Annotated in this window: 12 protein-coding genes; 8 read left to right on the top strand and 4 right to left on the bottom strand. The window is 61.7% G+C overall.

What is annotated here, in order from left to right:
- Positions 1–104: 104 nt before the first annotated feature.
- The 6 genes from JZX88_RS13835 (at position 105) to JZX88_RS13810 (ending at position 6,075) form a co-directional block, all read left to right on the top strand.
- Complete coding sequence (locus JZX88_RS13835) at positions 105–1,319, top strand: amino acid ABC transporter substrate-binding protein (protein ID WP_206913911.1); 1,215 nt, start codon at positions 105–107, stop codon at positions 1,317–1,319.
- Positions 1,320–1,389: 70 nt separating this feature from the next.
- Entirely contained in the window at positions 1,390–2,262 is an 873-nt protein-coding gene (locus JZX88_RS13830; RefSeq protein WP_206913910.1) for a branched-chain amino acid ABC transporter permease, read from the top strand.
- Positions 2,259–3,167, top strand: a complete 909-nt coding sequence (locus JZX88_RS13825; RefSeq protein WP_206913909.1) for a branched-chain amino acid ABC transporter permease — start codon at positions 2,259–2,261, stop codon at positions 3,165–3,167. The genes JZX88_RS13830 and JZX88_RS13825 overlap by 4 nt, the downstream gene beginning before the upstream one ends.
- Positions 3,164–3,892 (top strand): ABC transporter ATP-binding protein, encoded by a 729-nt coding sequence (locus tag JZX88_RS13820; protein ID WP_206913908.1) that lies wholly within the window; start codon positions 3,164–3,166, stop codon positions 3,890–3,892. The genes JZX88_RS13825 and JZX88_RS13820 overlap by 4 nt, the downstream gene beginning before the upstream one ends.
- A complete protein-coding gene (locus JZX88_RS13815; RefSeq protein ID WP_206913907.1) occupies positions 3,885–4,607 on the top strand; it encodes an ABC transporter ATP-binding protein in 723 nt (240 codons plus the stop codon). The genes JZX88_RS13820 and JZX88_RS13815 overlap by 8 nt, the downstream gene beginning before the upstream one ends.
- Positions 4,608–4,623: 16 nt before the next feature.
- On the top strand, positions 4,624–6,075 hold the full coding sequence (locus tag JZX88_RS13810; protein ID WP_206913906.1) for an aldehyde dehydrogenase: 1,452 nt from the start codon (positions 4,624–4,626) through the stop codon (positions 6,073–6,075).
- Between the two features lie 30 nt (positions 6,076–6,105).
- Here the strand turns inward: JZX88_RS13810 and JZX88_RS13805 are convergent, their stop codons facing one another.
- The gene (locus JZX88_RS13805) at positions 6,106–7,002 is read right to left on the bottom strand and encodes a LysR family transcriptional regulator (protein WP_065116879.1); all 897 of its coding nucleotides are present in this window, start codon (positions 7,000–7,002) and stop codon (positions 6,106–6,108) included.
- A 94-nt stretch (positions 7,003–7,096) separates the two neighbouring features.
- Here JZX88_RS13805 and choX point away from each other — a divergent pair, with 94 nt between their 5' ends.
- On the top strand, positions 7,097–8,050 hold the full coding sequence (choX, locus tag JZX88_RS13800; protein ID WP_206913905.1) for a choline ABC transporter substrate-binding protein: 954 nt from the start codon (positions 7,097–7,099) through the stop codon (positions 8,048–8,050).
- Between the two features lie 14 nt (positions 8,051–8,064).
- A complete protein-coding gene (gene betC / locus JZX88_RS13795) occupies positions 8,065–9,579 on the top strand; it encodes a choline-sulfatase (RefSeq protein ID WP_065116877.1) in 1,515 nt (504 codons plus the stop codon).
- 15 nt (positions 9,580–9,594) lie between these two features.
- Here betC and JZX88_RS13790 read toward each other — a convergent pair whose 3' ends face one another.
- Genes JZX88_RS13790 through argH form a run of 3 tightly spaced genes read right to left on the bottom strand, consistent with a single transcriptional unit; the run spans position 9,595 to position 13,039 of the window.
- Complete coding sequence (locus tag JZX88_RS13790) at positions 9,595–10,488, bottom strand: carbohydrate kinase family protein (RefSeq protein WP_065116876.1); 894 nt, start codon at positions 10,486–10,488, stop codon at positions 9,595–9,597.
- Entirely contained in the window at positions 10,485–11,525 is a 1,041-nt protein-coding gene (locus JZX88_RS13785; protein ID WP_142857888.1) for an ABC transporter ATP-binding protein, read from the bottom strand. The genes JZX88_RS13790 and JZX88_RS13785 overlap by 4 nt, the downstream gene beginning before the upstream one ends.
- Entirely contained in the window at positions 11,525–13,039 is a 1,515-nt protein-coding gene (gene argH, locus JZX88_RS13780) for an argininosuccinate lyase (RefSeq protein WP_206913904.1), read from the bottom strand. The genes JZX88_RS13785 and argH overlap by 1 nt, the downstream gene beginning before the upstream one ends.
- Positions 13,040–13,042 lie beyond the last annotated feature (3 nt).

Genomic DNA, 13,042 nt, shown 5'->3' with positions numbered 1-13,042 from the left:
ATTAGTGCATTTTATATGCGGCTGTCATTGCTAAACTTTGCTCAGCGCAGGGGAAAACCTTGAGGAGAACGGCAACCCCGATAAGGCGCTTTGGGAGGAACATCATGAATAGTCTGAAGCGCAGAACGCTGTTCTGCCTGCTCTCCGGTGCTGCCCTGTCGGCGGTATCTTTCGGTGTTGCCAATGCGCAGGACCGTACCTCGGTGAAGATCGGTTATGCCGTTTCAAAAAGCGGCGCCAATGCCACGGGTGCTGGCATCACCACCATTCCGAACTACAAATTGTGGGTGAAGGAGGTCAACGATGCCGGCGGTCTCACTTTGCCGGATGGCAAGCGCCTGCCGGTGGAAGTGGTCGAATATGACGACCGTTCCTCGGCCGAGGATGCGGTGCGGTTCACCGAACGTCTGGCCAGCCAGGACAAGGTCGATTTCATTCTGCCGCCATGGGGCACCGGCTTCAATCTGGCCGTCGCACCGCTTTATGAGCGCTTCGGTTATCCGCAGCTTGCGGTCACAGGCGTGACCGACAAGGCGCCCGAATTTGCCGCGCGCTGGAAAAAGAGCTTCTGGATGCTGGGCGGCGGCCATGATTATGCCAACGCGCTGGCCGACGTTTTGAAAGCGGCGCGCGATGCCGGCCAGATCAATGACAAGGTCGCGGTGATTTCCGTGGCTGACGGTTTCGGCATCGATCTCATCAAGGCCGCACGGCCGGCGCTGAAGGAAGCGGGTTTCACACTCGCCTATGACAAGACCTATCCGGTTGGCACTTCGGATTTCGCAGCACTTGTGAACGAGGCGGCGGCGAGCGGTGCGGACAGCTTCATTGCATTTTCCTATCCGCCCGACAGTTTTGCGGTGACGAAACAGGCGCAGACGGCGAAGTTCAACCCGAAGGTCCTTTATGTCGGCGTCGGCGGTGCTTTCCCGATCTTCCCGAAGGTCTCCGATGGCAAGCAGGAAGGCGTGATCAGCATCGGCGGCGTCGATGGCAGCAGCGACAGGATCGAGGATTATTTCAAGCGCCACGAGGCCTTCATCGGCGCCAAGCCGGACAGCTGGGCAAGCGCCATCACCTATGCGAGCCTCGAAATGCTGGCCCAGTCCATCCAGCGTGTCGGCCTCGACAAGGCGGCGGTGGCAAATGAACTTTCGACGGGAAGCTTCGACACCGTCATCGGCCCGGTCAAGCTTGAGGACAACCAGCTTCGGCAGCTCTGGTGGGCGGGGCAATGGCAGGGTGACCGCTTTGTGGCGATTGCGCCGGCGGACCGTTCAGGCGTGGCAAAGCCGGTCATTCCGAAGCCGCAATGGTGAGCCTTTGCCGGCCGGGGCCGTGAACCCCGGCCGGCAGGCTTCCGCCATGTTCCAGACTGGAGACACTTCCTTGTTTTTATCCACCCTCATCTTCGGCTTGATGCTGGGAGGGACCTATGCGCTGATCGCGCTTGGACTTTCGCTGCAATATGGCATCGCCCGCATCATGAACCTTGCTTATGGCGAAGTGCTGATTGCGGCTGCCTTCATCGCCTTCGTGCTGTTTTCCAGCTATGGCCTGTCGCCGCTCCTGTCGCTGTTCATCATCGTGCCGCTCGGTTACGCCCTGTCTTTCGCGATCTATCGGGTCATGATGCGGCCGCTGGTGCGCCGTTCGGGCGGCTCCGGCCGTCTGGAAGTCGATTCCATTCTGGCGACCTTCGGGCTGCTCTTCGTTATCCAGGGCATCATGCTTGTGGCGTTCGGCGGCAACTACCATTCCTATTCCTACCTTGCCGAAGGCATCGACATCTTCGGCACGACCGTGGCGCTCAACCGGCTCTTGTCCTTCGGCCTGTCGGTCGCGATCGGTGGCGGGCTTTATCTGGCGCTCACCCACAGCCGCTGGGGTCTCAACCTGCGGGCGGTGGCGCTTGCGCCCAAATCCGCGCCGCTGGTTGGCATTGATGTGAACCGTGTGGCCTCGATCGGCTTTGCCCTTGGCGGCGCACTCGCCGTGGCCGGCGGGGTGATGATTTCGATGTACCAGACCTTTTCCGCCTCCTATGGCGTGGTCTTCACCATGAAGGCGCTTGTCGTCGTCATCATGGGCGGTGTCGGCAATCTGCTTGGCGCGCTGGTGGCCGGCCTGCTGCTCGGTCTCGTGGAAACCTTCGTGCTCGTTTATGTCGATCCCGGCCTCACGCTTGCCGCCACCTATCTGCTTTTCCTCGTGGTGCTGCTCTGGCGTCCGGAAGGCATTTTCGCAAGGAGGGGCAAATGATTCCGCTTCTCATCGGCCTTACCGCAGCTGCACTGCTGGCGCTTTCCCCCTTCTTTTTCGATGCCTATGGCGTCGGCGTCATCATCGGCCTGCTGGGCTATGCGACGCTCGCCTCCGCCTGGGCGATGTTCTCCGGCCCGACCCGTTATATTTCGCTCGCCACCGTCGCCTTCTTCGGTGTCGGGGCCTATACGGTCGCGGTGCTGAGCGAGGTTTTGCCATGGCCGCTGGTGCTCCTGTGCGCGGCCCTTGTCGGCGCGGCGCTGGCGCTTGTCGTCGGGCTTTCCACACTGCGCGTCGCGGGCATTTATTTCGTGATCTTTTCCTTCGGTCTTGCCGAACTCATCCGCCAGCTCATCACCTGGTACGAGGTGAATGTCACCGGCACGCTCGGGCGCTATATCTTCCTGCCGCTGGAGCCGCAGCATGTGCTCTGGCAATTGCTGGCGCTGGCTGTCGTCACCCTTCTGCTGGCGATCCTGATCGACCGCAGCAAGCTCGGACTGGCGCTGAAGGCAATCGGTGACGACGAGGTCGTGGCCGCCCATGCGGGCATCAATCTCGCCCGCACCAAGCTGACGCTCTTCGTGCTTTCCGCCACGATCATCACGCTTGTCGGCGCCATTCAAGCCCCGCGCTGGGTCTATATCGAGCCGGCCATCGTCTTTAATCCGCAGGTATCGTTCCTCACCGTCATCATGGCCCTGCTTGGCGGAGCCACACGCCGCTGGGGACCCATTCTCGGTGCGGTGCCGCTGTTCCTGCTGTTCGAGTGGCTGGGCGCCAACTTCCCCAACCATTTTTCCATCATTCTCGGCGCTCTCTTCATCCTCATCGTCTTTGTTCTGCCGGATGGCGTGCTGGCGGCGCTGGAGAAGCTGCGCAAAAAGGAGAAAGCCGCATGAGCGCCGTTCTCGAAATCACCGATATCCGCAAGACCTTCGGCGGGCTGAAGGCGGTGGATGGCCTTGGCCTCACAATCGAGGCCGGCGAGGTCATCGGGCTGCTCGGGCCGAACGGCTCCGGCAAGACGACGCTGATGAACCTGATCTCCGGGGCGCTGAAGCCCACCGAAGGGTCGATCCGGCTGAAAGGGCAGGAGATTGCCGGCCGGCGGCCGGATGTGATTGCGCGCGCCGGCGTGGCGCGCACCTTCCAGCTCGTGCGGCTTTTGCCGTCGCTTTCCCTGCTTGAAAACGTTGCCGTATCGGCCATGTTCGGGCCGAAGCGGCTTTCGCGTCCCGAGGCAGAGAAGGTCGCGCGGGCCTGCCTTGAAAGAATAGGTCTTGCCGGACGGGAAACCATGCCGGCCGGCGATCTCACCTATATCGACCAGAAACGGCTCGAACTGGCGCGTGCGCTGGCGGGCGAACCGAAGCTTCTGCTTCTCGACGAATGGCTTGCGGGCCTTAACCCCACGGAGCTGCAGGAAGGAATAGCGCTGATCCGGCGGCTGGCGTCCGAGGGTACGACGATCCTGCTGGTCGAACATATCATGGCCGCCGTGCGCGCACTCTGCCCGCGATCCGTGGTCATGGCGGCCGGTCGCAAGATCGCCGACGGACCGACGGCCGTGGTGCTTGATGATCCGCAGGTCATTTCCGCCTATCTGGGAGCGGCACATGCTTGAAATAGACGCACTGACAATCCGTTACGGCAAACATCTCGCGGTTGACGGCATATCGCTCAATGTTGCCAAGGGCGAAACGGTGGTGCTGCTCGGTGCCAATGGCGCCGGCAAGTCATCACTGCTGAAAGCGGTCGGCGGCATGGTGGCTCCGGCCTCCGGAGGCGTGCGCGTCAACGGTTCGTCGCTTGCCGCTGTTCCCGCCCATCAGATCGTGGAGCGGGGCGTGGCGCTGGTGCCGGAGGGGCGCGGAATTTTCGCGGCGCTGACGGTGGAGGATAATCTCCGTCTCGGGGCCAATCCCCGCCATGCCCGTTCAGCGGAAAAGGCGACACGAGAGCATATTTTCGCACTGTTTCCCCGCCTTGCGGAGCGGCGGCAGCAGCTTGCCGGCACCATGTCCGGCGGCGAACAGCAGATGGTCGCCATCGCGCGTGCTTTGATGTCGGCACCGGACTATCTGCTGCTGGACGAGCCGAGCCTTGGCCTTGCGCCCATCGTTACGCAGGAACTTTTTGCCGCCCTGGCGGAGATCAAAAAGAGCGGCCTTTCCATTCTGCTTGTGGAGCAGAATGTGCGCGAAAGCCTTGCGCTTGCCGATCGCGGTTATTTGCTGGAAGCAGGGCGGATCGTCGGGGCAGGCACGGCTGAGGCCCTGTCCGCCGATCCCGCCGTGCAACGGGCGTTTCTCGGCGGCACCACCGCCGCCATTGTCTGAACTCAGGAGAAAGACCATGCAGACTGTCAATCTTTTCATCGGCGGCGATCATTGCCCGGCCGTAAGCGGCAAGCGTTTCGAACGCAGCAACCCCATTACCGGCGATGTGGCGACCAGCGCGGCGGCAGCAACGGTAGAGGACGCCACCCGTGCGGCCGATGCCGCGGCGGCGGCCTTTCCCGTCTGGTCGGCAACGCCGCCCGGTGAACGCCGCCGCCTGCTTCTGGCTGCCGCGCAGGCGCTTCTCGCCGCCGGGCCTGATATTACCCAGGCGATGAAGGACGAAATTGGCGCGACCGACGCCTGGGCCGGGTTCAACGTCAAACTGGCGAGCGACATGCTGGTGGAGGCGGCAAGCCTGACCACCCAGATCAAGGGCGAGATCATCCCCTCCAACCGTCCGGGAACCATGGCAATGGCATTGCGTCAGCCGGCAGGTGTCGTCCTGTCCATGGCGCCGTGGAATGCGCCTGTTATTCTCGGCGTGCGCTCCATCGCCACGCCGCTGGCCTGCGGCAATACGGTTGTCATGAAGACCTCGGAACTGTGCCCGCGCACCCATGCGCTGATCATAGAAGCCGTCGCTTCGGCGGGTCTGCCCAAGGGTGTGCTCAACGCCGTCTCCAATGCGCCGGAAGATGCGGCGAAGATCGTCGATACGCTGATCGCGCACCCCGCCGTTAGACGCGTGAATTTCACCGGCTCGACCCGCGTCGGCCGGGTGATTGCCGAAACGGCCGGCCGTTATCTGAAGCCGACGCTATTGGAACTGGGCGGCAAGGCGCCGTTCATCGTGCTTGATGATGCCGACATCGACGCGGCTGTCGCGGCTGCTGCTTTCGGCGCTTATATGAACCAGGGCCAGATCTGCATGTCGACGGAGCGCATCATCGTGCTCGACAGCGTTGCCGATACATTTGTCGAGGCCTTCGCCAAAAAGGCTTCGAGCCTCACGGCCGGCGATCCGCGCGAGGGCAAAACACCGCTCGGCTCGCTGGTCAGCGCCGAAGCGACATCGCGCATCCGGGCGCTGGTGGATGATGCCGTCTCCAAGGGCGCGCGGCTGGTCGCGGGCGGCGGCGGCAATGGCACGATGGTGGATGCGATCGCCGTCGATGGCGTCACGCCCGCCATGCGGCTTTACGCCGAGGAAAGCTTCGGTCCCGTCGTCTCCATCATCAGGGCCGGCAGCATCGACGAGGCCGTGAGCATCGCCAACGAAACCGAGTTCGGTCTTTCCGCTGCGATTTTCGGCAGGGATCAGGCGCGGGCGCTTGCCATTGCCGCCCGCATCGAAAGCGGCATTTGCCACATCAACGGCCCGACTGTTCACGATGAGGCGCAGATGCCTTTCGGCGGCGTCAAGGCCTCCGGATACGGCCGCTTTGGCGGTACGGCGGGCATTGCGGAATTCACCGAACTACGCTGGGTCACGCTGCAGGATGGGCCGCTGCACTATCCCATCTGAACCGCAAACGGTACAGGCTGGCGGGCGGCGTTATCGTCGCTCGTCGATCAGCCAGCCGGTGAGTTTTCTCACCGCGCTGTCGCTGCTTTTCGGCCGCATCAGCCAGTAGCCGCGTCCCGGTGCATCAAGGCTCGGGCCGGCCGTCACCAGAACACCGGCCTCGAGCAACGGATCGACCAGCCCGGCCCAGCCGAGCGCGAAACCCTGTTCGCCGATGGTTGCCTGCACCACCATGGTGTAATTGTTGAAGCTGATATCGCCGCCATCATGCTCGGCACCGCGATGCACGCCAAAATGCTTGAAATAGGCAGCCCAGTCGAACCAGTGCGCCTGCGAGGTGTTTTCGAGGTGGATGAGTTTATGGCGTGAAAAATCAGCGACGCCCGCCGGTGCCGGCGTTTCCGCCAGGAGCGCCGGCGAGCAGACCGGCGTGACCTTTTCCGAAAGCAGCAATACCGCTCCTTCGCCCGCCTCCTGCCGCGTGCCGAAAATCACCATCACATCACTGTCGTGTTTGCCCTGGCCGAGTGGATCCTGCGTGGCGACGATCTGGATGTTGATGTCGGGGTTGAGCGCACGAAATCCGTGCATACGCGGGATGAGCCACAGGGACGAGAAGGCATAGTCCGTGTGCAGACGGATGGTCTGCCGCTCCTCCGTCCGGCGAAGCTGCTGCGCCAGAAGGTCGATGGCGTCGACATTGCGCGAGACGATCTCGAACAGCCTCTGACCCTCCGTCGTCAGTTCGATGCCGCGATGTCTGCGCTGCACGAGCGCTACGCGGAGTTCCTCCTCCAGCCGGCGAATCTGATAGCTTACGGCCGGCTGCGTCAGCCGCAGGGATGCAGCCGCCGCCGTCAGGCTGCCGCGGCGGGCAACCTCGGTGAAAATGCGCATCCATCCCAGGTCAAGCGGCCGGTCTGACATTAAAATTCCTTATATCAACTATCGAAAAATACCCGCTTCACAGGCAAAAGCAACGTGGTGTTCAATAAACTGGATTGATAAAAGGGGAGCCGCAATGAAAACCATTTCTCATCTGCATCGCATCGCCGCCGGTCTTTTTCTGTCCGTGGCGGCCTTCTCCACCCCGCTTCAGGCGGCCGATGACGCGGCTTGCAAGACGATCCGGCTCAGCGATCCCGGCTGGACCGACATCACCGCCACCAATGGCGTTGCCTCCGTGCTGCTGGATGCCTTGGGTTATGAGGCTGACGTCAAGACACTGTCGGTGCCGATCGGCTATCAGGCGATGAAAAACGGCGAGATCGACGTTTTCCTCGGCAACTGGATGCCGGCGCAGAAATCCTTCGTGGACGATCTGAATGCCGCCAAGGCGGCCGAGGTGATGACGAAGAACCTTGAGGGCGCCAAGTTCACATTGGCAGTGCCGGCCTATATGGCGGAAAAGGGCGTCAAGGATTTCGCCGATCTCGCCAAACATGCCGATGAGTTCGAAAGCAAGATTTACGGCATCGAGCCGGGTGCACCGGCCAACCAGAATATCCAGAAGATCATCGACGCCAATGATTTCGGCCTGAAGGGCTGGCAGCTCGTCGAATCCGGTGAACAGGCGATGCTGGCGCAGGTGGAACGGGCGGGCAGGGACAAGAAGGCGGTGGTCTTCCTCGCCTGGGCGCCGCATCCGATGAATGAGAAGATCGATATCGCCTATCTCTCCGGCGGCGACGCCTATTTCGGTCCGAATTTCGGCGGCGCGGAAGTTTATACGCTCGCCCGCACCGGCTGGCCGCAGCAATGCCCGAATGCGGCGACGTTGTTCAAGAACCTGAAATTCGATATCGGCATGGAAAATACCCTGATGGGCTCCATTCTCGGCGGCGAGGATTCGAAAGCTGCGGCAGCGGCATGGCTGAAGGCCAATCCGCAGGCGCTGGATGGCTGGCTGCAGGGCGTTACCACGCTGGATGGCAAGCCGGGTGCGGACGCCGTCAAAGGCAAGCTTGGTCTCTAAGCCGGAAAGTGGAAATGCCGCGTCCCAATATCCTGATCCTTATGGCCGACCAGTTCAACGGAACGTTTTTTCCCGACGGCCCGGCCGATTTTCTTCACGCACCCCATCTCAAAACACTGGCGAAGCGGTCCGTCCGCTTCGCCAACACCTATACGGCAAGCCCGCTCTGCGCGCCGGCCCGCGCCTCCTTCATGTCCGGGCAATTGCCGAGCCGCACGCGGGTTTACGACAATGCCGCCGAATTTGCTTCCGATATCCCGACCTATGCGCATCACCTGCGGGCGGCGGGTTATTACACCGGCCTTTCAGGAAAGATGCATTTCGTCGGCCCGGACCAGCTGCATGGCTTCGAAGAGCGCCTGACGACGGATATCTATCCCGCCGATTTCGGCTGGACACCCGATTATACCAAGCCGGGTGAGCGGATCGACTGGTGGTATCACAATCTCGGTTCGGTGACTGGCGCGGGTGTCGCCGAAATCACCAACCAGATGGAATATGACGACGAGGTGGCCTATAACGCCACCCGCAAGCTTTACGACCTGTCGCGCCGCCTTGACGACCGGCCGTGGTGTCTGACGGTCAGCTTCACCCACCCGCACGACCCCTATGTGGCGCGGCGCAAATTCTGGGACCTCTATGAAGACTGCCCGGCGCTCGAGCCAGAGACGGAAGCGCTTTCCTTCGATGAACACGACCCGCATTCGAAACGGCTGCTGGAAGCCTGCGATCACGGGGCGTTCGAGATCACAGGCGAGCAGATACGCCGGGCACGACGCGGTTATTTCGCCAATATCTCCTATATCGACGAAAAGGTCGGCGAAATTCTCGACGTCCTGAAGGCGACGCGGATGGAGGAGGACACGATCATCCTCTTCCTGTCAGACCATGGCGATATGCTGGGCGAGCGTGGCCTGTGGTTCAAGATGTGTTTCTTCGAGGGGTCCGCCCGTGTGCCGCTGATGGTGGCCGCACCCGGCTGGCAGCCGGCTTTGATCGATGCCCCTGTCTCGACACTCGATGTCACGCCGACGCTGTGTGGACTTGCCGGGCTTGATATTACGTCACTCAAACGCTGGACGGATGGCGAAGATCTGGCGGCGCTGGCTCACGGGACCGGCGGGCGTGGCCCGGTGCCGATGGAATATGCCGCCGAAGGCTCCATCGCACCGCTCGTCGCCATCAGGGACGGCCGCTACAAGCTGTCGGTCTGCGAGGCCGATCCGCCGCTGCTCTATGATCTCGAGGCCGATCCGGAAGAGCGCACCAACCTTGCCGGCGATCCTGCTTTCAGCGATGTGCTATCATCGCTTTCCGCCGAGATTGGCCGGCGTTGGCAATTGCCGGTGTTCGACGCCGCCGTTCGCGAAAGCCAGGCGCGACGCTGGGTGGTCTACAAGGCGCTGCGCAACGGCGCCTATTATCCGTGGGATTACCAGCCCCTGCAGAAAGCCTCGGAGCGCTATATGCGCAACCACATGGACCTCAACGTGCTGGAGGAAAACCAGCGTTTTCCGCGTGGCGAGTAAAACAGGCGGGATGCCTCAAGCGGCGGCGGTCACCCTCGGTGCACCGCCTGCCGCCTGCACGGCAAGGCTGCCCGCAGCGACCCCGGCTTTGAGGCATCGCTGTTCGTCCTGCCCCTGAAGCCACGCATCCAGAAAACCGGCATTAAAGGCATCGCCTGCGCCGGTCGTATCGATAACCGGGACTTTCTGGGCCGCCACATGCTGCAGCCCCGTCTGAGAGGAAACCCACGCGCCCTGCGCGCCGCCTTTCAAGGCCACGACGGGAAACGTCTCTGCCAGGGCGCGGATCGCGGTTTCCGGGTCAGAATGACCAGTGATCGCTTCGGCCTCTTCGAGATTGGGCAAAAACACGTCGACGCCCGCACAGGCCCTGAGCAGGCCCTTGTCGTAGATCAGCGCTGCATCCCAGCTTGGATCGAGAGAAACGGACAATCCGCTCGCCTTGGCGCGTGAGACCAGATCGGGAATCTCGTGCAGGGTAGCGAATTCGGCGATGTGCAGATGTCTCGCCTTGCTCCACGCAAAGGCGGCATCCAGCGTTGACGGCCGGGCGGCACCGGCGCGGCGCGTCAGAAATGCCCGGTCCTGACCGACCACCGTCGCCACCGTGACTTGCGGTCCGGCATCTGTTGCATGTTCCAGAAACTGCAGGTCGACGCCGCTTTTTGCCATTTTCTCACCGATATCGCGCGAAAACGTATCGGTGCCAAGCCTTGCCAGCAACGCAACCGGGCGGCCTATATGGGCAAAATGTGCGGCGGCAATGAAGGCGCCGCCGCCGGCGGCAATTTCCATGTCGCGGGCAAACAGTTCCCGGCCGAGCACAGGCAATTCATCGAGCCCGGTGAAAATGAGGTCGCAATAGATCCGGCCGATGCTGATGACGGCTGTTTTTTCTGTTGTCATCATGCGCGACCCAGAAGCTTTTCCGTTTTCGCATCGAAAAGATAAAGCGCGCCTGTTGCCGCCTGGCATTGCAACCGGCTGCCGACAGCGGGAATGGATTTGCCTCTGGCCGTGGCGATCACCGAGGTGGTGTCCGTATCCAGATGCACGAGCGTCTCCGGCCCCAGCGGCTCGACCGCCGTTACCGTTCCCTCAAGTGTAAACGTTCCCTGTGCAGCGCCGTTCTCGCCGACCAGCAGATCATGCGGCCGGACGCCGATCAGAAGCTCACCGTTGGCGGAGGGCGCAACGCTGCTGGTTGTTTTGGTCCCTCGCAGCAGGTTCATCGAGGGGCTGCCGATGAAGCGGGCGGTGAAGATATCGACGGGTGTTTCGTAAAGTTCCGTCGGAGTGCCGACCTGCAATATATGGCCGTCCTTCATCACCACGATACGGTCCGCCATGGTCATGGCTTCCACCTGATCATGGGTGACGTAGACGGTTGTCGTCTTAAGACGTTGGTGCAAGCGCTTGATTTCAATGCGCATCTGCGATCTCAACTGCGCATCGAGATTGGAGAGCGGCTCATCGAACAGGAAGGCTGCGGGATCGCGCACCATGGCGCGGCCGATGGCGACGCGCTGCCGCTGGCCGCCCGACAGGGCCGCGGGACGGCGGTCGAGCAGGGCTTCAAGCCCCAGCACCCGGCCGGCCTCTTCGATGCGGCGGTTCTTTTCCGTCTTGTCGAGCTTTGATGTGTAAAGTCCAAAACCAATATTCTGGCGAACCGTCATATGCGGATAGATCGCATAGTTCTGGAAGACCATGGCGATGTTGCGCTGTTTCGGTTCTTTCTCATTGACGACGTTACCGGCGATCTTGAGCGTGCCATCGGAAATCTCTTCCAGCCCGGCGATCATGCGCAGCGTGGTGGATTTGCCGCAGCCGGAAGGGCCGACAAAAACGACGAACTCGCCGTCTTCAATGGCGAGATCTATGCCTTTGACCGCTTCGACCTTGCCGTAGCGCTTCACGAGTTGATTGAGTTCGATTGTCGCCATTATCGCGCTCCCGTCAGGGCGGTGAATTTCTCTGCCAGTTCGGCGGCTTTCGCCGCTTCGTGATCGGCGAACCGCTGTGCTTCCGCATCAAAAGCGCCGAGCCTGTCGCGGTATGCCGCAATCGCTTCCCGCATGGGTTCGGGTGCCGGGCCGCCAAAACGGGCGCGCACCGCGACGAAGTGTTCCGGCGAGACGATCTGCCTGAATTTGTCCTCGTCGATGCCGGTCTCGCGTCCTGTCAGTTCACTGAATGCCCTAAGGAATGGCTGGTAACCGTCATTCGGCAGGTCGCCCTTCAGGGCGACGACGCTTTTGGCGACGGTTGCGGCAATTTCATGCGCCTGGCGGAACGACAGGTCTTCGATGCGGACAAGCGAATCCGCCAGTTCCGTGATGGTGATGCAGGATCGGCGGATGTTCTGGTCGACCCTTTCAGGATCGATGCTGATCTGGCCAACGAGGCTGGCAAGAAGATCGAGAACCCGGCCGGCAGAAGTGAAGGCCTCGTAACCCATGCCCTGCGTCTCGCCCTCACTGTCATTCATGTCGGTGAAGGGCGTGTTGTGCATCACATCCAGCACGGTCCGCGCCCGGCCGAAGGTCTGGCTGGCGAGGTGGCGCAGATGTTCGATCGGCACCGGATTGCGTTTCTGCGGCATGATCGAGGAAATCTGCACCAGCGAATTCGGCACGTAGATCTGGCCGACCTCAAAACTCGTCCAGAACTGGAAATCCTGAATGAGCCGGCCGAGATGCAGGAACATCAGTTCGATCGCGCCATAGGTTGCCGTCGTATAATCCACGGCGGCGATGCAGGAATAGGAATTGCGTAAGGGCGCGGCAAAGCCCAGCAATTCGGCAACGCGTGCACGATCAATGGGAAAGCCCGAGGTGGTGATGGCGGCAGCGCCCATCGGCGAAAGATCGACGATGCGGCGCGCCTCCGCGAAGCGGTCGATATCCCGGATCAGCACCTCAATGGCGGCGGAAAGATAGTGGCCGAAGGTGGTGGGCTGGGCCGGCTGCCCATGCGTATAGGCCACGATCAGCGTGGATTGGTTACGCTCGGCGGCATCGATCAGCGCTTTCAGTAAAACCCGCGCCTTGGCGGTGAGCGTGTCGATCTTGTCCTTCAGGCCGATCTTGAACAGCGTGTGATCGATATCGTTGCGCGAACGGGCCGTGTGCAGGCGGCCGGCGACATCGACGCCGATGCGGGCTTTCAGCTCCTTCTCGATCAGGAAGAAAAAATCCTCGACTTCGCCGGTATAGACGAGCTCGGAGGGCTCGATGGTCCTGTCGATATCCTCAAGCGCGCCGGCGATCTTGGCCGCTGTTTCGGCATCGAGAATGCCGGTTTCGCGCAGCATGACCAGATGAGCGCGGTCTATGCGGCGGAAGCCGTCGACATGGTGGTTCTTGGCGCCGTCGAAAAGCGGGCGCAGCACGGTTTCCTTGTAGACAGGGTCGGGAAACTTGCTGGTATCCGACTGGCGCGGGTTGATATCGGCCATGAT

The sequence above is a fragment of the Agrobacterium sp. OT33 genome (assembly GCF_017313365.1).
Taxonomy (GTDB): domain Bacteria; phylum Pseudomonadota; class Alphaproteobacteria; order Rhizobiales; family Rhizobiaceae; genus Agrobacterium; species Agrobacterium rhizogenes_A.
The sequence above is the reverse complement of the archived record's forward strand: the minus strand, read 5'-3'. Positions and strand labels throughout refer to the sequence as shown.

Excerpts from the sequence above, each read along its gene's own strand:
- JZX88_RS13835 (WP_206913911.1), top strand. The coding sequence starts at position 105 with ATGAATAGTCTGAAGCGCAGAACGCTGTTCTGCCTGCTCTCCGGTGCT.
- JZX88_RS13825 (WP_206913909.1), top strand. The coding sequence starts at position 2,259 with ATGATTCCGCTTCTCATCGGCCTTACCGCAGCTGCACTGCTGGCGCTT.
- JZX88_RS13820 (WP_206913908.1), top strand. The coding sequence starts at position 3,164 with ATGAGCGCCGTTCTCGAAATCACCGATATCCGCAAGACCTTCGGCGGG.
- JZX88_RS13815 (WP_206913907.1), top strand. The coding sequence starts at position 3,885 with ATGCTTGAAATAGACGCACTGACAATCCGTTACGGCAAACATCTCGCG.
- JZX88_RS13810 (WP_206913906.1), top strand. The coding sequence starts at position 4,624 with ATGCAGACTGTCAATCTTTTCATCGGCGGCGATCATTGCCCGGCCGTA.
- JZX88_RS13805 (WP_065116879.1), bottom strand. The coding sequence starts at position 7,002 with ATGTCAGACCGGCCGCTTGACCTGGGATGGATGCGCATTTTCACCGAG.
- choX (WP_206913905.1), top strand. The coding sequence starts at position 7,097 with ATGAAAACCATTTCTCATCTGCATCGCATCGCCGCCGGTCTTTTTCTG.
- betC (WP_065116877.1), top strand. The coding sequence starts at position 8,065 with ATGCCGCGTCCCAATATCCTGATCCTTATGGCCGACCAGTTCAACGGA.
- JZX88_RS13790 (WP_065116876.1), bottom strand. The coding sequence starts at position 10,488 with ATGATGACAACAGAAAAAACAGCCGTCATCAGCATCGGCCGGATCTAT.
- JZX88_RS13785 (WP_142857888.1), bottom strand. The coding sequence starts at position 11,525 with ATGGCGACAATCGAACTCAATCAACTCGTGAAGCGCTACGGCAAGGTC.
- argH (WP_206913904.1), bottom strand. The coding sequence starts at position 13,039 with ATGGCCGATATCAACCCGCGCCAGTCGGATACCAGCAAGTTTCCCGAC.